Source organism: Seohaeicola saemankumensis, assembly GCF_021021435.1.
Taxonomy (GTDB): domain Bacteria; phylum Pseudomonadota; class Alphaproteobacteria; order Rhodobacterales; family Rhodobacteraceae; genus Seohaeicola.
The window spans coordinates 24,953-48,946 of record NZ_JAINWI010000013.1; the positions used below are offsets into that span (position 1 = coordinate 24,953).

Annotated in this window: 23 protein-coding genes; 12 read left to right on the forward strand and 11 right to left on the reverse strand. The window is 58.6% G+C overall.

From position 1 onward, the window contains the following. Positions 1 to 61: 61 nt before the first annotated feature. Positions 62 to 1,828, reverse strand: a complete 1,767-nt coding sequence (locus K7H22_RS11330) for a SulP family inorganic anion transporter (RefSeq protein ID WP_230800934.1) — start codon at positions 1,826 to 1,828, stop codon at positions 62 to 64. Between the two features lie 364 nt (positions 1,829 to 2,192). Here K7H22_RS11330 and K7H22_RS11335 point away from each other — a divergent pair, with 364 nt between their 5' ends. Together K7H22_RS11335 and K7H22_RS11340 are read left to right on the forward strand one after the other, a co-directional pair. Then, positions 2,193 to 2,627 carry a universal stress protein gene (locus K7H22_RS11335; RefSeq protein WP_230800935.1) on the forward strand — a complete coding sequence of 145 codons (435 nt, stop codon included), beginning with the start codon at positions 2,193 to 2,195 and terminating at the stop codon, positions 2,625 to 2,627. Between the two features lie 19 nt (positions 2,628 to 2,646). Next, positions 2,647 to 4,191 carry an alanine/glycine:cation symporter family protein gene (locus tag K7H22_RS11340; protein WP_419248176.1) on the forward strand — a complete coding sequence of 515 codons (1,545 nt, stop codon included), beginning with the start codon at positions 2,647 to 2,649 and terminating at the stop codon, positions 4,189 to 4,191. Between the two features lie 90 nt (positions 4,192 to 4,281). On the opposite strand, the gene K7H22_RS11345 is transcribed toward K7H22_RS11340, so the two are convergent. The 6 genes from K7H22_RS11345 to K7H22_RS11365 all read right to left on the reverse strand — a co-directional run bounded on the left by K7H22_RS11345 (position 4,282) and on the right by K7H22_RS11365 (position 9,298). Beyond that, complete coding sequence (locus tag K7H22_RS11345) at positions 4,282 to 5,133, reverse strand: ABC transporter permease (RefSeq protein WP_230800936.1); 852 nt, start codon at positions 5,131 to 5,133, stop codon at positions 4,282 to 4,284. A gap of 8 nt (positions 5,134 to 5,141) precedes the next feature. Further along, positions 5,142 to 5,999 carry an ABC transporter permease gene (locus K7H22_RS11350; protein ID WP_230801171.1) on the reverse strand — a complete coding sequence of 286 codons (858 nt, stop codon included), beginning with the start codon at positions 5,997 to 5,999 and terminating at the stop codon, positions 5,142 to 5,144. 5 nt (positions 6,000 to 6,004) lie between these two features. Further along, positions 6,005 to 7,114: an ABC transporter ATP-binding protein gene (locus K7H22_RS11355; RefSeq protein ID WP_230800937.1), complete on the reverse strand. Its 1,110-nt coding sequence runs from the start codon at positions 7,112 to 7,114 to the stop codon at positions 6,005 to 6,007. An 81-nt stretch (positions 7,115 to 7,195) separates the two neighbouring features. Next, on the reverse strand, positions 7,196 to 8,266 hold the full coding sequence (locus K7H22_RS11360; RefSeq protein WP_230800938.1) for an extracellular solute-binding protein: 1,071 nt from the start codon (positions 8,264 to 8,266) through the stop codon (positions 7,196 to 7,198). Between the two features lie 28 nt (positions 8,267 to 8,294). Next, positions 8,295 to 8,429 carry a hypothetical protein gene (locus K7H22_RS20070; protein ID WP_269063095.1) on the reverse strand — a complete coding sequence of 45 codons (135 nt, stop codon included), beginning with the start codon at positions 8,427 to 8,429 and terminating at the stop codon, positions 8,295 to 8,297. Beyond that, positions 8,426 to 9,298 carry a MurR/RpiR family transcriptional regulator gene (locus K7H22_RS11365; protein ID WP_230800939.1) on the reverse strand — a complete coding sequence of 291 codons (873 nt, stop codon included), beginning with the start codon at positions 9,296 to 9,298 and terminating at the stop codon, positions 8,426 to 8,428. The genes K7H22_RS20070 and K7H22_RS11365 overlap by 4 nt, the downstream gene beginning before the upstream one ends. 178 nt (positions 9,299 to 9,476) lie before the next feature. Between K7H22_RS11365 and K7H22_RS11370 the strand changes: the two genes are divergently transcribed. The 6 genes from K7H22_RS11370 to K7H22_RS11395 all read left to right on the forward strand — a co-directional run bounded on the left by K7H22_RS11370 (position 9,477) and on the right by K7H22_RS11395 (position 16,501). Beyond that, entirely contained in the window at positions 9,477 to 10,073 is a 597-nt protein-coding gene (locus tag K7H22_RS11370) for a TRAP transporter small permease subunit (protein WP_230800940.1), read from the forward strand. Further along, entirely contained in the window at positions 10,073 to 11,395 is a 1,323-nt protein-coding gene (locus tag K7H22_RS11375; protein WP_230800941.1) for a TRAP transporter large permease, read from the forward strand. Before K7H22_RS11370 ends, K7H22_RS11375 begins: the two co-directional genes overlap by 1 nt. Before the next feature lie 75 nt (positions 11,396 to 11,470). Continuing rightward, entirely contained in the window at positions 11,471 to 12,502 is a 1,032-nt protein-coding gene (locus K7H22_RS11380; RefSeq protein WP_230800942.1) for a TRAP transporter substrate-binding protein, read from the forward strand. A 103-nt stretch (positions 12,503 to 12,605) separates the two neighbouring features. Next, the gene (locus tag K7H22_RS11385) at positions 12,606 to 13,970 is read left to right on the forward strand and encodes a glutamine synthetase family protein (RefSeq protein ID WP_230800943.1); all 1,365 of its coding nucleotides are present in this window, start codon (positions 12,606 to 12,608) and stop codon (positions 13,968 to 13,970) included. A 15-nt stretch (positions 13,971 to 13,985) separates the two neighbouring features. Next, positions 13,986 to 15,359, forward strand: a complete 1,374-nt coding sequence (locus K7H22_RS11390; RefSeq protein WP_419248182.1) for an aldehyde dehydrogenase family protein — start codon at positions 13,986 to 13,988, stop codon at positions 15,357 to 15,359. Further along, a complete protein-coding gene (locus tag K7H22_RS11395; RefSeq protein ID WP_230800945.1) occupies positions 15,356 to 16,501 on the forward strand; it encodes an iron-containing alcohol dehydrogenase in 1,146 nt (381 codons plus the stop codon). Before K7H22_RS11390 ends, K7H22_RS11395 begins: the two co-directional genes overlap by 4 nt. A gap of 66 nt (positions 16,502 to 16,567) precedes the next feature. Here K7H22_RS11395 and K7H22_RS11400 read toward each other — a convergent pair whose 3' ends face one another. The 4 genes from K7H22_RS11400 to puuE all read right to left on the reverse strand — a co-directional run bounded on the left by K7H22_RS11400 (position 16,568) and on the right by puuE (position 20,745). Next, a complete protein-coding gene (locus K7H22_RS11400; RefSeq protein WP_230800946.1) occupies positions 16,568 to 17,917 on the reverse strand; it encodes a uracil-xanthine permease family protein in 1,350 nt (449 codons plus the stop codon). A 56-nt stretch (positions 17,918 to 17,973) separates the two neighbouring features. After that, positions 17,974 to 18,462: an ureidoglycolate lyase gene (locus tag K7H22_RS11405; RefSeq protein ID WP_230800947.1), complete on the reverse strand. Its 489-nt coding sequence runs from the start codon at positions 18,460 to 18,462 to the stop codon at positions 17,974 to 17,976. 61 nt (positions 18,463 to 18,523) lie between these two features. Further along, positions 18,524 to 19,336, reverse strand: coding sequence for a bifunctional allantoicase/(S)-ureidoglycine aminohydrolase (locus K7H22_RS11410; RefSeq protein ID WP_230800948.1), 813 nt, complete (start codon positions 19,334 to 19,336; stop codon positions 18,524 to 18,526). Beyond that, positions 19,333 to 20,745, reverse strand: coding sequence for an allantoinase PuuE (puuE, locus tag K7H22_RS11415; RefSeq protein ID WP_230800949.1), 1,413 nt, complete (start codon positions 20,743 to 20,745; stop codon positions 19,333 to 19,335). Before puuE ends, K7H22_RS11410 begins: the two co-directional genes overlap by 4 nt. A gap of 166 nt (positions 20,746 to 20,911) precedes the next feature. Between puuE and uraH the strand changes: the two genes are divergently transcribed. From uraH to K7H22_RS11435, 4 genes are all read left to right on the forward strand, one after another. Next, entirely contained in the window at positions 20,912 to 21,271 is a 360-nt protein-coding gene (gene uraH, locus K7H22_RS11420; RefSeq protein WP_230800950.1) for a hydroxyisourate hydrolase, read from the forward strand. A gap of 54 nt (positions 21,272 to 21,325) precedes the next feature. Then, positions 21,326 to 21,799, forward strand: a complete 474-nt coding sequence (gene smpB / locus K7H22_RS11425) for an SsrA-binding protein SmpB (protein WP_230800951.1) — start codon at positions 21,326 to 21,328, stop codon at positions 21,797 to 21,799. A gap of 104 nt (positions 21,800 to 21,903) precedes the next feature. After that, positions 21,904 to 22,761, forward strand: coding sequence for a 3-mercaptopyruvate sulfurtransferase (gene sseA, locus K7H22_RS11430; protein WP_230800952.1), 858 nt, complete (start codon positions 21,904 to 21,906; stop codon positions 22,759 to 22,761). A 7-nt stretch (positions 22,762 to 22,768) separates the two neighbouring features. Next, complete coding sequence (locus K7H22_RS11435; RefSeq protein ID WP_230800953.1) at positions 22,769 to 23,953, forward strand: aromatic amino acid transaminase; 1,185 nt, start codon at positions 22,769 to 22,771, stop codon at positions 23,951 to 23,953. The last annotated feature ends 41 nt before the right edge of the window (positions 23,954 to 23,994 follow it).

Below are 23,994 nucleotides of genomic sequence, written 5' to 3' on the forward strand. Positions count from 1 at the left end.
ACGCTGCAATTAAGGTGCCTGTCAGGCTACGTCAATCAAGGTCGCCGTGGCATAGGAAGGTTCAGGCCTTGGCCGGGCTGGTCAGGGCGATCATTGCGTCATATTGCGACAGGAAAACCTGCCCCGTCAGGTCGTTAAGGAAGTGGCTGCGTTTCAGGCGGTCCATGACAGGGCCTTTCACCTCGGACAGGTGCAGCGAGATACCCATATCCCGCAGGCGCGCATTGATTGCCTCAAGACTTTCGAGCGCGGACATGTCGATCTCGTTGACAGCAGAACACATCAGCACGACGTGACGGATCGGTTCGTCGCAGGTCACGCGGTCTGTCACGTAATCCTCCAGAAAGCGCGCATTGGCAAAGTAGAGACTTTCATCAATGCGCAATGTGACCAGATGCGGATAGGTTTCGACCTTGTGGCGCAGGATGTTGCGGAAGTGCTGAGTGCCCGGAACAAGGCCGACCTCTGCCACATGCGGGCGCGAGGTTTTGTAGAGAAACAGGCCGATTGACAGGATGACCCCTGCCGAGACTCCCATCTCGACCCCGAGTCCCAATGTGATGGCGATGGTGGTCGCCACGGCTGCAAAATCCAGCCGAGAGTAGCCCCAACTGCGTTTCAGGATGGACAGATCCACAAGGCTGAGAACCGCAATGATGATTGTCGCTGCCAATGTGGCCTTGGGCAGGAAGTACAAAAGCGGGGTCAGGAACATCGCCGCCATAAGGATGCCGATGGCGGTGAAGGCACCTGCTGCGGGCGTTTCTGCGCCTGCGTCGAAGTTCACGACAGATCGTGCAAAGCCACCGGTGACCGGGTAGCCACCAGACAGCGAGGCTGCGATATTGGCGGTGCCAAGGCCCACAAGTTCCTGATCGGGGTCGATCCGCTGGCGCTTGCGTGCCGCGAGGGTTTGGGCAACCGAAACGGATTCCACGAAGCCGATTACCGATATCAACAAGGCCGAGACAAACAATTGCCCCCAGATATCGCCGGAAAAGCTGGGCAGGCTGAAAGGGGGTATGCCGTTCGGCACATGTCCGACTATAGCCACGCCTTTCTCGTCCAGATCGAAGACCCAGACAGCCAGCGCAGTGACTGCCACGGCGGCCACCGGCCCCGCTTTTGCCAGAAGGTCGGCAAGACGGGCGCGCAGACCGATGCGAACCAGAATTGGTTTCAGACCCTTGCGGACCCAGAAAAGGAAGGCCGTTGTCGTAGCGCCAATAACAAAGGTGAGTGGGTTCACAAGATGCAGGCTTCCAGCCAGATTGCGCGCCAGCTCGATCAACGAGTGACCGCCTGCATTAATGCCCATCAGTGTGCCGATCTGACTGGCCGCGATCAGCAGCCCCGAGGCGGTGATGAAACCCGCGATCACCGGATGCGACAGGAAATTCGCCAGAAACCCCAGACGGAACAGGCCCATGACAGTCAGGATCAAACCCGAAATAAAGGCCAGCGTTATGGCCGCCACCCCATATTCCGCAGTCCCCTCCAACGCCATGTTGCCCACAGCGGCAGCTGTCATCAACGAGATGACCGCGACAGGACCAACCGCCAAGGCGCGACTGGTGCCGAAGACGGCGTAGGCGACCAGCGGCAGGATCGAGGCATAGAGGCCCATTTCAGGCGGCAAACCTGCAAGTAGGGCATAGGCCAGTGACTGCGGGATCAGCATGATGGTCACGATCACAGCAGCCACGCTGTCCGATGTCAGGGCGTCGCGGTCATATGTTTTGGCCCAGGTCAGGATCGGGAAATAACGCGCAAACCCATTGGAACCGGCGCGGCTCTGGGGGCGGTCGGAGTGTCGGGATGTGCTCATGAACGTGCCGGTCCTGTAATTATGCCAGCAATGTATAGGCCAGCGTGATAGGTCATATAATGTATTTCGAATGTGATTTTCAACTGGTCTGGCGCAAACGGTTTCATGTCGGTCTCGGTGGGCAAGGGACACCTTTCTGCGTCGTGAACTCAAGATTCTGGCGTTTCCTGCCTGCCCGAATTCTTGCAGGCTATAATTTCGCAATTTTCTATCTGGCAGGCATATGACCTGCGAAACTCGGAAACAAAGGCCAGAAAGGGGGTTCGCGGGGCCAATACGGGAACCAGTCATATATGTTTTGCACAACTGCTGCGCTAAACTGTCGCGGCATCACGGAATGCAAGCCAACACGCAGGAGGGACAAATGTCTGCAAAATTCGTCGTCGGCTATGACGGTAGCGAGGCCTCTCGACGGGCGCTCGACTTTGCCGTGGGTCGGGTAAAGCTTCAGGGGGGCACGGTGGTCCTCGTTCACGTTCTGGAATGGTCGCCTTATTCGTTCCTGAGCGCATCTGAACTGGAAGAGCGTCACAAGCGCCGCCGGGAAGAGTTGGAGCGGGCCGAGAAGGCGCTGATCTCTCCGGTGTTGGAAAAGATCCGCGTTGAAGGAATCGAGGCGGAAAGTGCAATCCGTTACGGGCATATTGCCGAAACGATCTGCAAGATTGCCGAAGAGATGGCAGCGGTCCAGATCGTGATCGGACGCAACGGACACACACAGCTTGGTAGCCGGATTTTCGGCTCGGTGGCTGGACATCTGGCGCAGGCGGCCCCGGTGCCCTGCACCATTGTACCATGAGCAGGGACAGGGAACACAGATGACACATAAATCATTCTCCGCAGCCTTCGCTGCAGTTGTTGCCTTGATGCTGTCGGCGATGTCAGCACAAGCGCAAACCGTCGACGAGACCGTTAACCGGGTTTTCGCAGATTCGACCGGCTGGTTCGTCAATTTCATTTTCGCCTCGATCCCCGGAACATCCATCGCATGGATCGTTGTCTGGCTGGTTGTGGCGGCAACGGTTTTCACAATTTACTTCGGTTTCATCCAGTTCCGTGTGGTGGGTCACTCGCTGGCGCTGGTCAGCGGAAAATACTCCGATCCGAATGACGCGGGCGAGGTCAGCCACTTTCAGGCGCTTGCTACCGCATTGTCCGGCACTGTCGGTCTGGGCAATATCGCAGGTGTGGCGGTCGCGGTCAGTATCGGCGGGGCAGGTGCAACCTTCTGGATGATCCTTGCGGGTCTTCTGGGGATGGCATCCAAGTTCACCGAATGTACGCTGGGTGTGAAGTATCGTAACGAATATCCCGACGGGCGCGTATCCGGCGGCCCGATGTATTACCTGACCAAGGGCTTTGCCGAACGTGGCCTGCCGGGTGGCAAGTTTCTTGCGGTTCTGTTCTCGATTTTCTGCGTGCTGGGTGCTTTGGGCGGCGGCAACATGTTTCAAGCCAATCAGGCGCATCAGCAGTTGTCGGGTGTGTTCGGTGAGTATCCGGGGTGGATCACGGGGGTGGTTTTCGCGGTCGTCGTCTTCGCGGTGATTGTTGGCGGGATCAAATCCATCGCCCGCGTGACCGAGAAAGTAGTGCCGTTTATGGGCGTTCTCTACGTCGGTACGGCGCTTGTGATCATATTGATGAATTTCGACATGGTCGGTGCAGCTTTCGGTCAGATCTTTAACGGCGCCTTTACCGGAAACGGTATCGTCGGCGGTATGATCGGCGCGCTGATCCAGGGCTTCCGCCGTGCCGCCTTTTCGAACGAGGCGGGGGTCGGTTCTGCGGCTATCGCGCATTCGGCAGTGCGCACCAAAGAGCCGATCACCGAAGGCTTTGTGTCGCTTCTCGAGCCGTTTATCGACACGGTTGTGATCTGCACGATGACCGCCTTGGTCATCATCATCAGCGGTCAACTTCTGACCGATCCTGAAACCGGCCTCTATATCATCAACGAGGCAGGGCAGGTTACTACGGCAACAGGTGCAACAGGTGTCGGTCTGACATCGGCTGCGTTTGAATCCGCCTTTTCATGGTTCCCCTATCTTCTGGTAATCGCGGTCGTGCTGTTTGCCTTTTCGACCATGCTCAGCTGGTCCTATTACGGTCTGAAGGCGTGGACCTACATGTTCGGTGAAGGGCAGACGCAGGAACTGACGTTCAAGGTCATATTCTGCATCTTCATCGTGATCGGTGCCGCCGCCAGCCTTGGGCCGGTCATTGATTTCTCGGATGCGGCGATCTTTGCGATGGCGGTGGTTAATATCGCTGGGCTTTACTTCCTGATGCCTATCGTCAAGCGCGAGCTTGACAGCTACCTCAGCCGGTTGAAATCGGGTGAGATCAAGCGCTTCAAATAAAACCCAAAAAACGCATATTTCAGAAAGGGCCGGAGCGAAAGTTCCGGCCCTTTCTTGTGCCTGCGCGGAACCTCTTGAACAGGTGTAGTCTCAGCTTCTGCGCTGGAAGGCGATCATCAAAAGCGCCAACACGCTGGAGCCCAGCATCAGCAGAAGAGACACGGCATTCAGGAGCGGGGTTGATCCAAGTTTCAGGCGGTCAAACATGGCAATGGTCAAGGGCGAGTCCGATCCGACCAGCATCAGCGTCGTGTTGAAATTCTCAAAGCTCATCAGGAAAGACACGACAAAGGCGCCGATCATGGCGGGGGCCAGATAGGGCAGGGTAATCGTTCGAACGGCTGTCAGGTGATTGGCCCCAAGGTTCAGCGCGGCCTCTTCCAATGTGCGGTCGAACTTCTGCAGGCGGGCTGCAATGACCAAAGTGGCAATGGTAGTGACAAAGGAAAACTGTCCTAGAATGACCAACACCAGACCTGGCCGCAGCGCTTGAAGGTCGATTTCCGCTGCATCCCATGCGCTATTCGCCAATGTGCTGGAGAAGACGAGGATCGAGATACCCAGCACGATACCGGGAATGACCAGCGGCAGAAGCATCAGCACATAGAGCAGCCCGCGCCCGCGAAACTGGTAGCGGTTGAACAAGAAGGCGTTGGTTGTACCAACGGCAACCGACAGGGTTGATACGGCAAGCCCGATCGTAACCGATGTACCGATTGCGCGCAGGATCGGGTCTTCGTGGAACACCCCGATCACGGGCCGCTCGGACCCGAAGAACCAACCCAGCGTAAAGCCTTCCCACGGAAGCGACGGGAACTGGCTGTCGTTGAATGCAAAGACTGCCACGACCGTCAAAGGCAGCGCGAGATAGAGGAAGAACAGCGCAACATAGGCGCCATAGGCGACGCGGATCAGCGGGTTTTGCGGGATTGTCGGGATCATGTCGCTACCTACCCCATCGTCTTTTCAAGCGTTTGACCGGTCATCCGCAGCACCACCCAGACGATCAGGGATGACAATACAAGCAGCATGAAACCAAAGGCAGCGCCCAGCTCCCAATTGAAGCGGACGATGAACTGGGAATAGATCATTTGCGTGAACCACAGACTGTCCTTGCCACCCAGCATGGTCGGGGTCAGGTAATTGCCAAGGCTTAGCATGAATACGACGATGCTGCCCGAGACAATACCGGGAACGGCGTGGGGGATCACGATTTCACGCAGGATACTGGGGCCGGACCCGCCCAGATCATAGCCCGCCTCGATCACCGCATCGTCCAGACTGTCCAATGTCGTGACCAAGGGCACGACCATGAACAGCATGGATGTGTAGACAAGGCCCACCATGATGGACGCGTCGTTATAAAGCATCTCGACCGGCCCCGCCGCCAGCCCTGCCCATTGCAGCAAGCCCGAGATCACACCGCTTTCGCGCAACAGGATCATCCAACCGAAGGTGCGTACAAGCTCGGACACCCAAAAAGGTATCAAGCACATCAGAAACAACACCGACCTTGCACGGCCACGGACCATCTTGGCGATATAGTAGGATACGGGAAAGGCGATCAGCAACGTCAGGGCCGTGGCGAGGATCGACATGATCGCGGTGCGCGCGAAGGTGACCATGTAAAGCGGTTCGGTCAGGATCGTAGTGTAGTTGGCCAGGCTGGTTTCATACTGGCGCACACCCACCCGTTCGCGCAGCGACAGCAGGAACAGGTCGATATGCGGGATGATGATCAATAAGGATAACCACAGCAAAAGCGGTGTCAGCAGAAGGATCAGCCCGAGTTTCTGTCCCGCCCGCATCCGGGTCACCGCCCCTGCGCGGCAAAGCAATTGCCCTGCTCGCCGGACCATCCGATATGTACGGTCATACCGCGTGACAGATGCGCGAACTCGCCGGATTGCGGCAGGGTCACCTCAATCTCGGCGCCGCTGGCATCTGCCACGATCACGCGGCTGGCGGCCCCGTTAAACAGGATTGTGCTGACATGGCCGCTGATCTGCGTGTCGAAATGGGACAGTTGCGCGGTGTTCTCGGCCAGCCGGATCGCTTCGGGTCGTACAAATACCTCGGCTTTGTCGCCAATGCCAAGGCCGCGTCCGGGACCGACCCCGCGCAGGATCAGGCCGCCATCGGTCTTGATCTCCAGCGCCTCACCTTCAGCCCTGATCACACGGCCCTGCCAGCGGTTCGCATCACCTACGAACCCCGCCACAAAGGCGGTCTGCGGACGATAATAAAGGTCGCGCGCAGTGCCCATCTGCTCGAACCGCCCAGTGTTCATCACGGCAATCTGGTCGGACATGACCAAGGCTTCGGACTGGTCATGCGTTATATAGACAAAGGTGGTGTCGAATGCGGCCTGAAGCGCCTTCAGCTCGATCTTCATATGCTCGCGTAGTTTCAGATCAAGCGCGCCTAGTGGTTCGTCCAGCAGCAGAACATCCGGCTCCAGCACCATGCAACGGGCAATGGCAACGCGCTGTTTCTGCCCGCCTGACAGTTCGTCGACACGGCGCGTGCCAATGCCGGGTAGCCCGATCCGGTCCAGTACCTCGTCCACCTTGCGGGCGATTTCGCCTTTGGCCATGCCCTTGCGGCGCAGACCGTAGCCGATATTGTCGGCAATATTCATCATCGGGAACAGCGCCAGATGCTGGAACACCATGTTCACAGGGCGCTTGTTGGGCGGTACATCCAGAACCGAGCGGCCCTTGATCCGGATATCGCCGCTGGTCGGTTCCAGAAAGCCTGCGATCATCCGCATGATCGTTGTCTTACCGCAACCGGATGGTCCGAGAACCGAAAAGAACGATCCCGCCGGTACCGAGAATGAAACGTCATCCACCGCGACTGACGCGCCGAAATGCTTTGTCAGACAGTCACATTCAAGATCGGGAAGGGTGGAAGCAGTCATTTTGGTGATCCGGTCCTGATGTGTCGGCAAAACGAAAGCGGCACCCGAAATCTGCGGGTGCCGCCCTCTGACGTCAAATGATCAGCGTGCGGCCTGAACGCGGTCCAGTACGGCACCCTCCAGTGCTTCCAGTCCTGCGGGAACGGGCGGATACCATTTGATGTTATCCACAGCCTCTTGCGGGAAGCTGGCCTGATAGCGGGCCTTCAGCGCGTCCGAGACAAATTCATCCGCACCTTGCGACGCAGTAAAGTTGCCAGCGGATTCGGTGATCATCGCAGCGACTTCCGGCTTCATTACGAAGTTGATCCAGGCATAGGCGGCATCATCTGCCTGACCTTTGGCAGGGATCACGAAAGTGTCGATCCAACCCAAGGCACCCGATGCAGGTGCAACAAACGTGACATCCGCGTTATCCTCGTTCAACTTCCAGCCGCCGGTATCCCATGCCATCGCAGCCACGACCTCGCCCGAGCGGACAAGTCCCATTAGCTCGTCACCGCCAGACCAGTAGGTTTTGACATTGGGTTTGCACGCGATCAGCGTTTCTTCGACCTTGGACAGCATTTCGGTATAGGCGGCCTCGTCCGCATAAGCCTCAAAGGGGTCCATTCCCATCGAGAAGGCAAAGCCGATCAGCGTTGGACGGCGCATGCGATAGGAAACCTTGCCTGCCACCTCGTCGCTGCAAAGGTCGGTATAATCCTTGATCGAAGCAGCTTCGGCTGTGTTCAGAACCAGACCATCGGTGCCCCAGACATGCGGGACGCCGTAAACCTCGCCGCTGACGGTAGTGTTGGCTTTGGTGGCCTCAAGCATCGAGGGAATGAACAGGGCCGCGTCGATCTTGGACAGGTCCATCGGCTTGTAGATGCCGAATTCTTCCTGCGGACCGGCGATGCGGTCTTGGCTGGGCTGGGCCAGATCGAAGCCACCGCCGCCGGTGGCGCGCAGCTTGGCGATCATTTCCTCGTTGTTGGAAGTGGTCACTTCGACCGTGTGGCCGGTCTCGGCCTCGAACATCTCGATGACATTCTCGGGGGCGTAGCCGCCCCATGTCAGCAGGCGCAGCGTGTCGGCGTTTGCAGGTGCGGCCAGCCCGAGAGCCAAAGCCGAGGCGGTAAATTTCAATCCGAAGGAAAGCGTTTTCATCTTTTATCCCTGTGTCTGGAGAACGGTTCTACCCAAGGCGACCTGCCACAATTTCGAAACAGTTTTGCGAAGGCATTCCGTTTTCATGTTCTTTTTTGATCGTTTGGTAGAATTTAGACATTCGGATCGCGCCAAAGTCAACTTTTTCGCGCATGGCTTTCATGTGAATTTCCGAAACAGCTTGGAGCGGTCAAACATGTCCTCCAGTTCCTGCATTCTTGCGCGGGTGCTATCCCATGTGCGTTCCTGCACTTCGGCGATCACCGCTTCAAGCATCAGCATCAGGGTTACCAGACTGTCCCATGCGCTGGGCACCACGATCCGCCCGCAGAAGGTGCAGGCCGCGAATTCATGCACGGGCGAGCGCCACTGGTCGGTGAACAGGATGATCTTAGCGCCTCGATCGCGCGCCAGTTCCGCCAGTTTGAGTGTACTGTTCTCGTACCGGCGCACGTCGAAAATCACGACAACATCTCCGGTCCGCAGATCAAGCAGGTCATGCGCCCAACTGCTGGACATTGCGTGGACATGGGTCACACCTGCCCGCAGAACCTGCATATGCAGGAAAAGATACTCGGCCAGCGCATGGGTGATACGCCCCCCTGCTACGAAAATCCGCCGGTCGGGGTGGGCCAGTAGAGTGCAAGCCTTCTCGAATGTCTCAAGGTCGATCTGGGTCAGGGTCTGGCTGATATTGCCGATCACGGCATCGGTGAACCTGTTAAGGATATGACCCTCGGGCGCGGATTCCACCCAAGTGTCGCGTTTGCTGATCGGGTCCGAGATCCGCGCCTCAAGCTCGTGGCGGAGCGCAGTCTGGAATTCGGGAAATCCGGAAAAACCCAGTTTCTGCACCATCCGGACAACGGTCGGGGTGGACACTCCGGCGGCTTTGGCAAGATGCGTGATCGAGGCCAGACCGGTGACAGGATAGTTCTGCAGCAAGGTATCAGCCAGTTGCCGCTCTGCCCGCGTCAGCGTGTCGAAGGCGGCTTGCAGCCGTTCTGCGATGGTCTGGCTGTCGTCGGTCACGGCGGCTGATCCTTTTTTGTTCAATATATGCACAGACCGATTCGGGGTGAAGAAAATCTTTCAGAAACATCGTTGACAGGTCGGGGGGGCTTGGATCACGCTTGCCCGACAGGGGGCCTTACATGACCTTTTCGCCGGATCATTCAGTCGTGACGTGCCACATCGCCAGGCAGGTATCATGCACAAGGTGATGCGTGGCTATATCCGCGCGGTGGACGCTGTAAACTACCGGCTGGGGCGGTTGGTGATGTACGGCATCTTCGTCATGGTGGCCATTCTGCTCTGGTCATCCTTGTCCAAGACGTTTTTCACGCCGACATTGTGGACGCTGGAAATGGCCCAATTTGCCATGGTCGCCTATTACATGCTGGGCGGTCCCTACGCGCTGCAAATGGGTGCCAATGTGCGGATGGATCTTTTCTATCACACATGGGACGACCGCCGGAAAGCTTGGTTCGACGCCTTTACCGTGCTTTTCCTTCTGTTCTTTCTGGGTGTACTTCTCTGGGGCGCGCTGAGTTCAACTGCCTACGCCTTGGGATATTTCGGGCGTGATCCACTGGCGTTCTATGGCGATCTGGTCTGGTCCTTTGTCACGGGTGGCCTTGCGGGGGCATCCGAGGTGCTGGGCCGGTTCGAGCGCAGCCCGACCGCGTGGCGCCCCTATATGTGGCCGATCAAGGTACTGATGACCCTCGGTATCTTCCTGATGCTTCTGCAAGCGATGTCGGAGTTTTTCAAAGACGTGTTGCGCCTGCGCGGTGAGGCTGCGTGATGTCATACGAGATGATCGCGATCTTCATGTTCTCGCTGATGATGCTGATGCTTTTCACCGGCCAGCGCGTGTTTGCGGCTATCGGTGGTGTTGCGGCGGTTTCGGCGATGATGTTGTGGGGTACAGGCGGAGCGGAGATTCCGTTCTCTGCCGCGATGAAGCTAATGAAATGGTATCCGCTGCTGACGCTACCGATGTTCATTTTCATGGGCTATATCCTGTCCGAAAGCAAACTGGCCGACGATCTTTACAAGATGTTCCATGTCTGGATGGGGCCGGTGTCCGGGGGACTGGCTATCGGCACCATCGGGTTGATGGTTCTGGTCTCGGCGATGAACGGCCTCAGCGTGGCAGGCATGGCGATCGGGGCGACTATCGCGCTGCCCGAACTGCTGCGGCGCGGCTATGACAAGCGGATGGTCACGGGAGTTATTCAGGCGGGATCAAGCCTTGGCATTCTTGTGCCGCCTTCGGTGGTGCTGGTGCTTTACGCCATGATTGCGCGCCAGCCCGTGGGACAGTTATGGCTGGCGGGTGTCGTGCCGGGGTTGATGATGGCCGCGATGTTTGTCGCGTATATCTATATCCGCTGCCGGTTGAACCCTTCACTTGGCCCAGTGCTTCCGGTCGAGGAACGCAACGTGCCTACGGCCGAGAAGTTGCGGCTGCTATCGGCGGGCCTGCTGCCGCTGGTGATCTTTGCGGCTATGATGGTGCCCTTCGTGAACGGTTGGACCAGTCTTGTCGAAAGCTCGGCCATCGGGGCGATGACCGCGTTCTTCGCCGCGGTCCTGAAAGGCCGGATGACCCGTACGGTTTTTGAAACCTCGGTTCGGCAGACCTTGATGATTTCGTGCATGTTCATGTGGATCATTCTAGCGGCACTGGGGTTCGGCGCGATCTTTGACGGGTTGGGCGCGGTGCGGGCTATCGACATGCTGTTTACCGACAGGCTTGGCCTGAATCCTTGGGTCATCCTGATTTTGATGCAGTTGTCATTCCTGCTGATGGGCACCTTTCTGGACGACACCGCGATGCTGGTGATCGTCGCGCCGCTATACGTGCCGCTGGTGGGTGCGCTGGGGTTCGATCTGATCTGGTATGGTATCCTTTACACAATCACGACCCAGATCGCCTATATGACACCGCCCTTCGGCTATAACCTGTTTCTGATGCGCGCGATGGCCCCGCCCGAGGTGACATTGCGCGACATTTACAGTTCGATCCTGCCTTTTGTTCTGGTGATGTTGGGTGCGCTGACGCTGATCATGGTCTTTCCGCAGATCGCGCTGTGGCTGCCCGAACTTGTTTACGGAAAATAGAACTCCGCGAGGAGCAAGACGAAGAGGAATGGCAAGAACCACCCTTTTGAAACAGACCAACAGGAGATGACGACGATGACAACAAGACGCAAATTCCTGACAACCGCTGCCCTTGCAGGGCCTGCTGCCCTTGCCACTCCCGCATTGGCGCAATCAACCATACGTTGGCGTATGCAAACCTATGCCGGTGCTGCCTTGGGCGAGCATGTGATCAAGCCTGCAGTTGATATGTTCAACAAAATCGCGGGCGACCGCATGCAGATCGAACTGTTCTATGCGGATCAGATCGTTCCTACGGGCGAGCTGTTTCAGGCGCTGCAGCGTGGCACAATCGACGCAGTACAGTCCGATGACGATTCGATGGCCTCACCAACAGAGGTGACGGTGTTCGGAGGCTATTTTCCCTTTGCCTCGCGTTATTCGCTCGATGTGCCGGTGCTGTTCAACCAATATGGCCTGAACGAAATCTGGGATGCGGAATATTCCGCTGTCGGCGTCAAACATATCAGCGCGGGCGCATGGGACCCCTGCCATTTCGCCACCAAGGACCCGATCAACAGCCTTGCCGATCTGCAAGGCAAGCGGGTTTTCACTTTCCCCACAGCTGGCCGCTTTCTGGCGCAGTTCGGCGTCGTGCCAGTGACGCTGCCTTGGGAGGATATCGAGGTTGCAGTCCAGACTGGCGAACTGGACGGTATCGCATGGTCCGGCATCACCGAAGACTACACAGTTGGTTGGGCGGATGTGACGAATTACTTCCTGACCAACAATATCTCGGGCGCCTGGGCCGGGTCGTTCTTTGCCAATATGGATCGCTGGAACGAGTTGCCCGAAGATCTGCAAACCCTGTTCCGTGTCTGCTGTGACCAATCCCACTATTATCGCCAGTGGTGGTATTGGGGCGGTGAAGCGAACCTTCGCGTCAACGGGACCAAGTTGCAACTGACCACGATCCCGGACGAAGAATGGAAAACGGTTGAGGATGCCGCGCTTGTCTTCTGGGATGAAATCGCCTCGGAGTCCGAGGTGAAGGCCAAGGTGGTCGATATCTTCAAGAAATATAACGCCGATATGCAAAAGGCCGGACGGCCCTATCGTTATACCTGATCCCTCTTGCGGGCGGGCGCGTCCCTATCAAAGATAACATGCGGCCCCGGCTTTGGCGCGGGGCCGCATGCGGGAAAGACAAAGTGCAAGAGGAGGCCGCGACATGGCTGGTTTGATGACATTCGAGGCGCTGAAATCTGCTGTTACGGCAGGCACGGTTGACACGGTTCTGGCTTGCATGGTCGATATGCAGGGCCGTTTGCAGGGCAAGCGTTTTCTGGCCCAGCATTTCGTCGAAAGTGCTTGGGAGGAAACCCATTGCTGCAACTACTTGCTGGCGACCGATATCGGGATGGCCACGCCTGACGGCTATGCCGCGACAAGTTGGCAGGCGGGTTACGGCGATTACATGATGAAGCCGGATCTTGGCACAATCCGGCCCATGCCGTGGCTGGATGGCACGGTGATGGTGCTTTGCGATGTGATGGATCACCACGGGCATCACGAGATCGGCCATTCCCCACGCGCCATGCTGAAAAAACAGATAAAGCGCGCCGAAACGATGGGTCTGACGCCGATTATGGCGACCGAGTTAGAGTTCTTCCTGTTCGCGCGCTCATTCCGCGAGATCGCTGCCTCAGGCTTCCGCGATCTTGAGCCGATCAGTGATTACAACGAGGATTACAGCATCCTTCAAACAACCCGCGAAGAGCACGTGATGCGGCCTTTGCGGAACCATCTCTATGCTGCAGGCATTCCCGTCGAGAATACCAAGGGCGAGGCCGAGGCAGGGCAGGAAGAATTGAACATCCGCTATGCTCCTGCGCTGGATACCGCAGATCATCACACGATCGCCAAACATGCCACCAAGGAAATCGCCGATCAGCACGGTCACGCGGCAAGCTTCCTGCCGAAATGGCATCACGACCGTGTTGGCAGTTCCTCGCATGTGCACCAGTCGCTCTGGAAAGATGGCGCGAACGCGTTTTTCGATCCTGACGCGGAATATGGCATGTCCGACCTGATGCGGCAATATATGGCCGGATTGATTCGCTATGCGCCTGAAATAACCGTCTTCATGGCCCCCTATATCAACAGCTACAAACGGTTCTCGAAGGCGACTTTTGCACCGACCAAAACCGTCTGGTCCGTCGATAACCGCACGGCAGGCTTCCGCCTTTGCGGTGAGGGTAGCAAGGCGATCCGCGTGGAATGCCGTATTCCCGGCTCGGATATGAATCCTTACGTTGCAATGGCGGGCATGCTGGCCGCTGGACTTGCTGGAATCGAGGAAGGGTTGGAGTTGCAGCGCCCGACGACTGGTGACATCTATCAGGCCGCACAAGGTGGCGAGATTCCCAAAACCCTGCGCGATGCCGTGGACACGTTACACCACTCGAAAATGCTGCGCGCCGCAATGGGGGATGACGTGATCGATCACTATACCCGCGCCGCTGCATGGGAGATCGAGGAATTCGACCGCGTGGTGACCGACTATGAAATAGCCCGCGGCTTCGAGAGGGCCTGACCGGAAATGACCAAGATGATCAGATGTATCTCGCCTATTGACGGATCGGTCTATGCCGAGCGTCCCGCACTGACGCTGGGCGCAGCACAGGCCGCCGTTGCCCGCGCCCGCGCCGCGCAAAAAGGCTGGGCTGCGCGCCCCTTGTCCGAGCGGATCGCGCTGGTGCTGAAAGCGGTCGAGGCTGTGGGGGCGATGAACGACGCAATCGTGCCGGAACTGGCGCATCAGATGGGCCGGCCTGTGCGCTATGGCGGCGAATTCAAAGGCTTCAACGAGCGTGCTACCTTTATGGCCGAGATCGCTGAGACTGCGCTTGCTCCCATCGTGCTGGAAGACAGTGCCGCCTATCGGCGTCACATCGCACGCGAGGCATATGGCGTCGTGCTGGTGATTGCACCTTGGAACTACCCCTATATGACGGCGATCAACACTGTCGCCCCCGCGCTGATTGCAGGCAATACCGTCGTGCTGAAACATGCCAGCCAGACGCTGCTGGTAGGCGAACGGATGGCGCAGGCGTTTCACGCGGCCGGTATTCCTGAAGATGTGTTCCAGAACGTGTTTCTGGACCATGACACGACATCGGCACTGATCGCGGCGCGAGCCTTCAATTTTGTGAATTTCACCGGTTCGGTCGCCGGTGGTCGCGCGATCGAACGCGCAGCGGCAGGCACATTCACCGGTTTAGGCTTGGAACTGGGCGGCAAAGATCCGGGCTATGTGATGGAAGACGCCGATCTGGACGCTGCCGTCGATACGCTGATGGATGCCGCGATGTTCAACTCGGGCCAATGCTGCTGCGGGATCGAACGGATCTATGTTGTGGAAAGCCTTTTCGATGCGTTTGTCGAGAAGTCGGTTGCGCTGGTATCCGGCTACAAACTGGGCAATCCGCTGGAGGCGGACACGACTCTGGGGCCGATGGCGCAGGTGCGTTTCGCCGATCTGGTGCGGTCGCAGACCGCCGAGGCTGTGGCGGTCGGCGCCAAGGCTCTGATACATCCTGCGCAGTTCCCGACGGATGGTGGCGCGTATCTGATGCCGCAAATTCTGGTCAATGTGGACCATTCCATGCGTGTGATGCGCGAGGAAAGCTTTGGTCCTGTCGTCGGGATCATGCCGGTCAAGGATGATGCCGAGGCACTGCGCCTGATGAATGACAGCGATTATGGTCTGACAGCCTCGCTCTGGACCGCCGATGTGGACCGTGCCGAACGTTTGGGCGCGCAGATCGAAACCGGCACCGTGTTCCTGAACCGCGCCGATTATCTCGATCCCGGCCTATGCTGGACCGGATGCAAGGACACCGGACGCGGTGGCGGATTGTCGGTGATCGGCTATCACAACCTGACCCGCCCGAAATCATACCACTTAAGGAAACAGCAATGACTCTGCGCGCCAACTGGTCCTATCCCACCGCTATCCGTTTCGGGGCGGGCCGTATCGCTGAACTGGCCGAAGCCTGCGCGGCGGCAGGCATCCGCAAACCACTGCTTGTGACTGACAAGGGGCTGGCCGGTCTGCCCATTACAGCATCCACGCTGGATCTGATGGAGGCCGCAGGTCTGGGCCGCGGCATCTTCGCAGATGTCGATCCCAACCCGACTGAGATCAATCTTGCCGCCGGAGTAGCCGCATACAAGGCGGGCGGACATGACGGGGTGATTGCGTTTGGCGGTGGCTCTGGCCTTGATCTTGGCAAGGCGGTTGCCTTCATGGCAGGGCAGACGCGCCCCGTCTGGGATTATGAGGATATCGGCGACTGGTGGACGCGTGCCGATGCCTCGGCTATTGCCCCTATTGTCGCGGTCCCGACTACAGCGGGCACAGGGTCCGAGGTCGGGCGGGCTTCGGTGCTGACCAATTCGATGACGCATGAGAAAAAGATCATCTTCCATCCCAAGATCCTGCCAGCGGTCGTGATCTGTGATCCGGAACTGACCCTAGGGATGCCGCCCGCGATCACAGCGGGTACGGGCATGGATGCTTTCGCGCATTGTCTTGAGGCCTATTGCTCGCCGCATTTTCATCCGATGAGTCAGGGGATCGCGCTGGAAGGGATGCGGCTAGTCAAGGAATATCTGCCGCGTGCCTATGCGGATGGCACCGATATCGAAGCGCGTGGCCAGATGATGGCGGCGGCGGCAATGGGGGCTGTGGCGTTCCAGAAAGGCCTGGGTGCGATCCATGCGATCAGCCATCCCATTGGAGCGGTGCACAACACGCATCACGGTACGACAAACGCTGTCGTGATGCAGCCGGTGCTGCGGTTCAACCGTGCCGCTATCGAGGCGCGCATCGAACAGGCGGCAGCCTATCTGGAGATTTCCGGAGGGTTTGACGGGTTCTATGCCTTCGTTGGCGCGTTGAATGCGGAACTTGGCATTCCCGCCAACCTGACCGCCTTGGGCGTTACAAATCCGGATCTTGCGGGTTTGACAGCTTCGGCACTGCAAGACCCCAGCACGGGCGGTAATCCCGTCGAGATGACGGCCGCCAACACCAGAGAGCTGCTGGAAGCCTGCCTGTAATTCTGGTCAACCAATGATAAGGCCTGCCTTCGGTTCAGAAGGCAGGCTTTGACTTTTCAAAGGCGATCAGTCCAACTCTTTCGGCAATACCAGATTGAGCAGGATCGACAGGCCAGCCGCAGGCAGAAGGCCCGAGGTTAGCAGGATCTGCAGCGTCCTTGGCAGATGTTGCAGGGCAGTGGGTTCAAGCTGAAGGCCAAGCCCGACGGACAAAGATACTGCAAAGATCACCATGTTGCGCCGGTTCCATGCGACATCTGACAGCATGTTCACACCCGCCGCGCAGACCATGCCGAACATGACGATCACGCCGCCACCCAGAACGTTGATCGGCACTGTCGACACGATGGCGCCGAACTTCGGCACCAGACCGCAGACGATCAGGAAAACGGCGCCTATGGTCACGACATGGCGGCTCATCACGCCGGTCATGCTGATGAGGCCCACGTTCTGGCTGAAGGATGTGTTCGGCAACCCGCCAAAGATACCTGCGACTGCTGTGCCCACACCATCGGCATAGGTTGCGCCCTGAATCTCGGTATCTGTCGCCTCGCGCCCCGCGCCGCCTTTGCAGATACCCGACACGTCACCCACGGTTTCGATAGCTGATATAACGGCCATGAAGCACATGCCGATGATGATGGCGGCGTTGAATTCGATACCCCATTTGAAAGGTGTCGGCAGTTCGAACAGACCTGCGCGCGCCACGTTGCCGAAACTGACCTGACCCATCAGATAGGCGACCGCATAACCTGCGATCAGGCCAATCAACACGGCTGCGACCGACATCATCCCGCGCGTGAAGAACTTAAGTGCCAGGGTGACGACAATCACCACCAACGCCGGTGTCCACATTGCCAGCGAACCGAATTCCGGCTTGCCCATCAGGGGTACGCCGCCAGCGGCATACTGGATGCCGACCTTGACCAGCGCCAGTCCTATCATCAGCACGATCAATCCGGTGACGAGCGGCGGCAGGGCAAAGCGCAGCTTGCCGATGAACGTCCCGATCAGGATGTGGAACAATCCGCCGATCACAACGCCAGTCATCAAACCGGCTAGTCCCGCCGTACCCATTCCCGCAACAGCTGGGATCATGACCGGCAAAAAGGCGAAAGATGTGCCCTGTACGATTGGCAGGCGCGAGCCCACCGGGCCCATGCCGATTGTCTGAAACAGCGTGGCGATTCCGGCGAACAGCATCGACATTTGGATCATGTAGATCATGTTCGGAAAATCGGGCGAGTTCGATCCGAAGCCAAATCCCGCCGCGCCAGCCACGATAATCGCGGGTGTCACGTTGGATACAAACATCGCCAGCACATGCTGGATGCCCAGAGGCACGGCCTTGGCAAGGGCCGGAGTATAATTGGGGTCGCGCAATTGTTCGGGCGTGCCCAGTGAAGTGTCAGCCATCCCAGAAGTCTCCTTGTTGATACATGGGGGAACCCTCTTGACGGGGTCTTGTGTTTTCAGCGCTTGATCGTGCGGGGCACCTCAAGCGGAAATTCTTCAAGGTTCGTGGTGTCACCGATCCGGTCGACCACGACGAAAAGTCCGGGCGCATGCAGCGGTGTCAGCACCCCGTGCCACGTGCCACGGTACAGGTTGATGCCTTGCCCCGGCGCGGCAATGAACGCTTCGATACCGCTCGGTGCTCCGCGATCGTCTTCGGCGACAATCACCAGCCATTCGGTCATCGACATGGGAATGAACGCCTGACACCCGTCCGGATGCCGCTCCAGCAGATCAAGCTTGTAGGGCATGTCGCGTGGTTCGGCCTTGAATATGCTGATACCTGCGCGGCCATCGGTGCCGAAATCCAGTTCCGCCCGATTATGCCAGCGTCCGCAGAAGCCCTGATTGATGATCTTGTCCGGCTGGCCTGCCGCCTCAAGCACGTTGCCGTAAGGGGCGAAGTCCTGCGCCGTGAGGGGGCGGGCCGTGATGGTTGTCTGCATCTGATCCTCCTGTGGCATGGCGAGGGTGGATTTGAGTATTTGTGGCAAGATGAATCAGGCGTCAGAGCGTCAGGGATACGTGGCGGTTCACGTCCTTGTATAGCAGGTAGCGGAAATCCTCGGTTCCGGTGGCGATGCAGGCTTGCGGGCAAAAGGCGCGCAGCCACATGAAATCACCGGGGCCAACCTCGACCCAGTCGGTGTTCAGCAGGTAACGCGCCGTGCCCTGCAAGACATAAAGCCCGTGTTCCATCACATGGGTTTCGGCAAAGGGGATCAAGCCTCCGGGACGGAATGTGACGATATTCATATGCATGTCGTGCCGCAGGTCGCTGGGTTCGACAAAACGGGTGGTGCCCCATTTGTCGGTGTTCGGCATCCAGTTGACAGGCGTATCCTGATCCGAGGTTACGAAAGCTGTCGGTCGGTCGATACCCTGAGCCGCCTTGTAGCGTTTTCGTATCCAATGGAATTGGAGCGGCGTTTTGCCGGAATTGGTCAGCGCCCAAGTGCAGCCAGCAGGGATATAGGCATAGCCGCCTGCCGTCAGATCATGCGCGGTGCCGTCGATGGTCAGGCGCATCCGGCCTTTGGCGACAAGGATGGTTCCTTGCGCAGTCTTGTCTGGTTCCGGCTTTTCGGACCCGCCGCCGGGCGCGACCTCGACCGCGTATTGGGCGAAGGTTTCGGCAAAGCCGGACAGGGGGCGCGCGATGATCCAGGCCCGCGTAGCGGTCCAGCCGGGAAGATAGCTGGTGACGATGTCGCGCATCGTATTGGCGGGGATGAAAGCATAGGCGGTGGTGAAGACAGCCTTGCCGTCGGGCAGTACATCCTGCTCGGGCAGTCCGCCGGGGGGGAAGGCATAGGTCATAGCAGTTCCTCGAGACGCAGTCGGGCGATCCGTTCCACCTGTGCGCAGGCGGTGGCGAATTCGGTGGCGCGGTCATTGTTCAGGCGCGCCTCGAAGGCTGCCATTATGCTGGCTTTGGTATTGTCGCGGACTGCGATGATGAAGGGAAAGCCGTGCCGCGCGACATAGGCGTTGTTCAACTCGGTGAACCGCGTGCGTTCGGCGTCGGTCAGCGCATCAAGGCCCGCGCTGGCCTGTTCGGCGGTTGATTCCGCCGTCAGACGCTTTGCTGCGGCCAGTTTTCCCGCAAGGTCGGGATGCGCTGTCAGGACACCCAAACGTTCATCTTCGGACGCGCTGCGGAACATCCGTGCCAGCGCGTTGTGCAAGCCTGCGGACGTGTCATGTGCCGGACCCAGTTCCAGTTCCCATGCACGTTCGGCGATCCAAGGTGAATGCTCGAAGATACCGCCGAAACGCGCGACGAAACCGTCGCGGTCCATCTGGCTGGGGCGCGTGCGCCGCTGATGCCGATGGGTCCTGGCCCAATGCTGCGCGATGTCGATCCGGCGCGGACACCAGACATCATCAAACCCCGCGACATAGTCGATGAACCGCTTGAGGCCTGCCAGCTTTCCGGGACGGCCGATCAGGCGGCAGTGCAGCCCCACGGACATCATCGCAGGCCGGCCTTGCGTGCCTTCGGCGTAAAGCACATCGAAGGCATCTTTCAGATAGTCGAAGAACTGCCCCCCAGTGATGTAACCCGGTGCCGTGGCAAAGCGCATGTCATTGGCTTCCAGCGTATAGGGGATGATCAACTGGTCGCGTTCTCCTGCTTCCAGCCAGTAGGGCAGATCGTCATCATAGGTGTCGCTGATCCAGTCGAACCCGCCTTCTTCGGCCACAAGCCGTACCGTGTTTTCCGAACAGCGCCCCGTATACCAGCCGCGAGGACGCTCCCCCACGACTTCGGTGTGCAGGCGGATCGCCTCGGCTATGGTGGCGCGTTCCTCGTCTTCGGGCATGTCGCGGTGATCGACCCACTTCAGCCCGTGACTGGCGATTTCCCATCCGGCGGATTTCATCGCCTCGACCTGTTCGGGGCTGCGCGCCAATGCCGATGCGACGCCAAAGACGGTGACGGGGATATTGCTGCCAGTAAACAGGCGGTGCAAGCGCCAGAACCCTGCCCGCGCGCCATAGTCATAGATTGATTCCATGTTCCAGTGGCGCATTCCAGGCCAAGGGGCGGCCCCTGCAATATCGGACAGAAACGCCTCGGACGCGGCATCGCCATGCAGGATGCAGTTCTCGCCGCCTTCCTCGTAGTTCAGCACGAATTGCACGGCCACTTTGGCGCCGCCCGGCCATTGCGCGTCAGGGGCGTTGGCCCCGTATCCGGTCATGTTGCGTGGGTAGCGGTTCATTGCAGTGTCCTTGCTTTGCATATTCAGACTCTATGACAGTCGTTGCATTTGGATTTTCAAGAAATCCGATAAAGACTTATCTGACAATCTCTGCGCGGCTTTTGGCCCTGACCTGCGCTATGACTTTGGCTAGACTGTAGCGCAGTGCCACAAGAAGGAGCATCCAATGTCCGAGGGCTATCTGACCACACATGTTCTGGATACCGCACGCGGCTGTCCCGCTGCTGGGCTGGCGATCGATCTTTACCGGATCGAAAACGGCACCCGGGTGCATCTGGCGCGCAAGGTGACCAACAATGATGGTCGCACTGACGGACCGATCCTGCCCAAAGGGGCTTTTGCGGTCGGCACCTACGAGCTGGAATTCCATGCAGGAGCCTATCTGGATGCCACAGGCACCCCGCCGGAAGCGCCCCGCTTCCTTGACGTTGTGCCGATCCGCTTCGGGATCTCGGACGCCGCGGCGCACTATCATGTGCCGCTGCTGCTGTCGCCTTTCGGCTATTCCACCTATCGGGGCAGTTAGGGGTGTTTAGCCCGCCGGATGGACAGTGCCGCGCGCACGGGATATTCAGCGCGCATGGCCCAGACGAAATCAGACCCCAATTACAAGATCATCGCCGAGAATCGCCGTGCGCGGTTTGATTATGCGATCGAGGAAGATATCGAATGCGGTATCATCCTTGTCGGGTCCGAAGTGAAATCACTGCGCGAGAACGGCGCGAATATCGCGGAAAGCTATGCCTCGGTTGAGGATGGCGAGCTGTATCTGATTAATGGCTACATCGCGCCTTTCCAGCAAGCGCGGGTCTGGAAACACGAAGAGCGGCGGCGGCGCAAACTTCTGGTGTCGCGCAAGCAACTGGCGCAGTTGTGGAACGCGACGCAGCGCAAGGGTATGACGTTGGTGCCGCTGGTGATGTATTTCAACGATCGCGGTCTGGTAAAGTTGAAGATCGGTGTCGCCAAGGGCAAAAAGAACCACGACAAGCGCGAGACCGAGGCCAAGCGCGACTGGGCCCGCCAGAAACAGCGGCTTCTGAAAGAGAACTGATTCCGCTTGAAAAGGCGTTGATCCGGTCTGATTTGACGGGCCTTTGACTTGCCAGCAGGGGACCCCCGATGTAGGCAGGATGTGACGCATCGACAGGGGTTCCCATGGCAAATGATGATCCAAGAACGCTGGTGTCTACCGACTGGCTGGCGGCACATCTGAAAGATCCGGATCTGAGGATTCTGGATGCGACCTTTGTCATGCCGGGCGATCCGCGCGACGCGAAGGCGGCCTATACGGCGGCTCACATTCCCGGCGCGCGTTATTTCGACATTGATGAAATCAGTGATCACCGCTCGGACTTGCCGCATATGGCGCCGCCGGTTGAAAAATTCATGTCGCGGATGCGTGCGATGGGTATCGGCGACGGGCATCAGGTCGTCGTCTATGACGCCGAGGGCCTGTTCTCGGCGGCTCGCGTCTGGTGGCTGTTTCGCCTGATGGGACAGATGGATATTGCCGTGCTGGACGGTGGCTTTCCCAAATGGCTGGCCGAGGGGCGCGAGGTCGAGGACATGCTGCCGATGGTCCGCGACCGCCACATGACGGTGCGGCGCCAGAACCAGTTGGTCAAGGATGTTACGCAGGTCTCTGCCGCGTCTAAACTGGGCGATTACGAGATCATTGATGCCCGCGCCGCCGAACGCTTCCGTGGTGAGGTTGACGAGCCGCGCCCAGGTTTGCGCAAGGGGCACATTCCGGGTTCGAAGAACCTGCCGTTCAAGGACATCCTCAATCCGGACGGCACGATGATGGACGCCGACCACCTGCGCGCGGCTTTTGCTTCTGCCGGTGTGGATCTGTCCAAGCCGGTCATCACAACATGCGGCTCTGGCGTGACCGCCGCCATTCTGAGCCTCGCACTGGAACGGATCGGCAAGACCGACCATTCGCTTTATGACGGATCATGGTGTGAATGGGGCGCGTTCCCCACATTGCCCGTCGCCACCGGAAAGGCCTGATACAGACATGTTCTCGAATCTCAAAGAACACCCAGCCGACAAAATTCTTGCGCTGATGCAGCTTTACAAGGACGACCCACGTCCGACCAAGATTGATCTTGGGGTGGGCGTCTACAAGAATGCCGAGGGCGTTACGCCCGTGATGCGCGCCGTTAAGTTGGCAGAACGCAAACTGGTGGAAGAGCAGACGACTAAATCCTATGTCGGTCTGGCGGGGGATCCCGCTTTTTCGGATGTGATGATTGATTTGGTGCTAGGCGGCGTTGTGCCGCGTGACAGCATCGCGGCGGCGGCGACCCCGGGTGGTACGGGGGCTGTGCGGCAGGCCTTTGAACTGATCCGCATGGCAAACCCTGAGGCACGGGTTTTCGTGTCGAACCCGACATGGCCGAACCACGTCACCATCCTGAACTATCTGGGGATGGATGTCGCCGAATACCGCTATTTCGACGCCGAAACACGCGGTGTCGATTTCACCGGCATGCTGGAAGATCTGGCTGATGTGCGCGCAGGCGATGTGGTGTTGCTGCATGGCTGCTGCCATAACCCGACGGGGGCCAACCTGAACCTGACCGAGTGGAAAGCCGTGGTTGACCTGCTGCTCAAATCCGGTGGCGTCCCGATGATCGACATTGCCTATCAGGGCTTTGGCGATGGTCTTGACGTTGATGCGCAGGCCGTGCGGTTGGTCGCATCGTCGGTGCCAGAATGCTTGATTGCGGCAAGCTGCTCCAAGAATTTCGGGATCTACCGCGAACGGACCGGTTTGCTGATGGCTGTAGCGCAGGACAAGAGGTTGCGCGGGCTGACGCAAGGCTCGCTGAATTTCCTCAACCGACAGAACTTTTCATTCCCGCCGGATCATGGCGCGCGGGTCGTGACGGAAATTCTGACCGATCCGGTGCTGCGCGCTGACTGGACTTCCGAACTGGAAGAGGTGCGCCTGTCCATGCTGGAATTGCGCAAACAACTGGCGGCGGAACTGCAGCGGCTTTCAGGCTCTGACCGGTTCGGCTTCATCGCACAGCATCGTGGCATGTTCTCGCGTCTTGGCACCACCCCTGAAATGGTGGCTCGCCTGCGGGAAGAGCATGCAATCTACATGGTGGGCGATAGCCGCCTGAACATCGCCGGTTTGAACAAGACCACGGTGCCGATCCTTGCCAAGGCGATTGTCGATACCGGTATCTGATCCGGAAAAGGGCGGGGTTTTCCCGCCCTTTCTTACTCTGC

What these genes read in the sequence shown, in the direction of transcription:
- K7H22_RS11330 (WP_230800934.1), bottom strand. Translation starts at nt 1,828, where the DNA reads ATGAGCACATCCCGACACTCCGACCGCCCCCAGAGCCGCGCCGGTTCC.
- K7H22_RS11335 (WP_230800935.1), top strand. Translation starts at nt 2,193, where the DNA reads ATGTCTGCAAAATTCGTCGTCGGCTATGACGGTAGCGAGGCCTCTCGA.
- K7H22_RS11340 (WP_419248176.1), top strand. Translation starts at nt 2,647, where the DNA reads ATGACACATAAATCATTCTCCGCAGCCTTCGCTGCAGTTGTTGCCTTG.
- K7H22_RS11345 (WP_230800936.1), bottom strand. Translation starts at nt 5,133, where the DNA reads ATGATCCCGACAATCCCGCAAAACCCGCTGATCCGCGTCGCCTATGGC.
- K7H22_RS11350 (WP_230801171.1), bottom strand. Translation starts at nt 5,999, where the DNA reads ATGCGGGCGGGACAGAAACTCGGGCTGATCCTTCTGCTGACACCGCTT.
- K7H22_RS11355 (WP_230800937.1), bottom strand. Translation starts at nt 7,114, where the DNA reads ATGACTGCTTCCACCCTTCCCGATCTTGAATGTGACTGTCTGACAAAG.
- K7H22_RS11360 (WP_230800938.1), bottom strand. Translation starts at nt 8,266, where the DNA reads ATGAAAACGCTTTCCTTCGGATTGAAATTTACCGCCTCGGCTTTGGCT.
- K7H22_RS20070 (WP_269063095.1), bottom strand. Translation starts at nt 8,429, where the DNA reads ATGAAAGCCATGCGCGAAAAAGTTGACTTTGGCGCGATCCGAATGTCT.
- K7H22_RS11370 (WP_230800940.1), top strand. Translation starts at nt 9,477, where the DNA reads ATGCACAAGGTGATGCGTGGCTATATCCGCGCGGTGGACGCTGTAAAC.
- K7H22_RS11375 (WP_230800941.1), top strand. Translation starts at nt 10,073, where the DNA reads ATGTCATACGAGATGATCGCGATCTTCATGTTCTCGCTGATGATGCTG.
- K7H22_RS11380 (WP_230800942.1), top strand. Translation starts at nt 11,471, where the DNA reads ATGACAACAAGACGCAAATTCCTGACAACCGCTGCCCTTGCAGGGCCT.
- K7H22_RS11385 (WP_230800943.1), top strand. Translation starts at nt 12,606, where the DNA reads ATGGCTGGTTTGATGACATTCGAGGCGCTGAAATCTGCTGTTACGGCA.
- K7H22_RS11390 (WP_419248182.1), top strand. Translation starts at nt 13,986, where the DNA reads ATGATCAGATGTATCTCGCCTATTGACGGATCGGTCTATGCCGAGCGT.
- K7H22_RS11395 (WP_230800945.1), top strand. Translation starts at nt 15,356, where the DNA reads ATGACTCTGCGCGCCAACTGGTCCTATCCCACCGCTATCCGTTTCGGG.
- K7H22_RS11400 (WP_230800946.1), bottom strand. Translation starts at nt 17,917, where the DNA reads ATGGCTGACACTTCACTGGGCACGCCCGAACAATTGCGCGACCCCAAT.
- K7H22_RS11405 (WP_230800947.1), bottom strand. Translation starts at nt 18,462, where the DNA reads ATGCAGACAACCATCACGGCCCGCCCCCTCACGGCGCAGGACTTCGCC.
- K7H22_RS11410 (WP_230800948.1), bottom strand. Translation starts at nt 19,336, where the DNA reads ATGACCTATGCCTTCCCCCCCGGCGGACTGCCCGAGCAGGATGTACTG.
- puuE (WP_230800949.1), bottom strand. Translation starts at nt 20,745, where the DNA reads ATGAACCGCTACCCACGCAACATGACCGGATACGGGGCCAACGCCCCT.
- uraH (WP_230800950.1), top strand. Translation starts at nt 20,912, where the DNA reads ATGTCCGAGGGCTATCTGACCACACATGTTCTGGATACCGCACGCGGC.
- smpB (WP_230800951.1), top strand. Translation starts at nt 21,326, where the DNA reads ATGGCCCAGACGAAATCAGACCCCAATTACAAGATCATCGCCGAGAAT.
- sseA (WP_230800952.1), top strand. Translation starts at nt 21,904, where the DNA reads ATGGCAAATGATGATCCAAGAACGCTGGTGTCTACCGACTGGCTGGCG.
- K7H22_RS11435 (WP_230800953.1), top strand. Translation starts at nt 22,769, where the DNA reads ATGTTCTCGAATCTCAAAGAACACCCAGCCGACAAAATTCTTGCGCTG.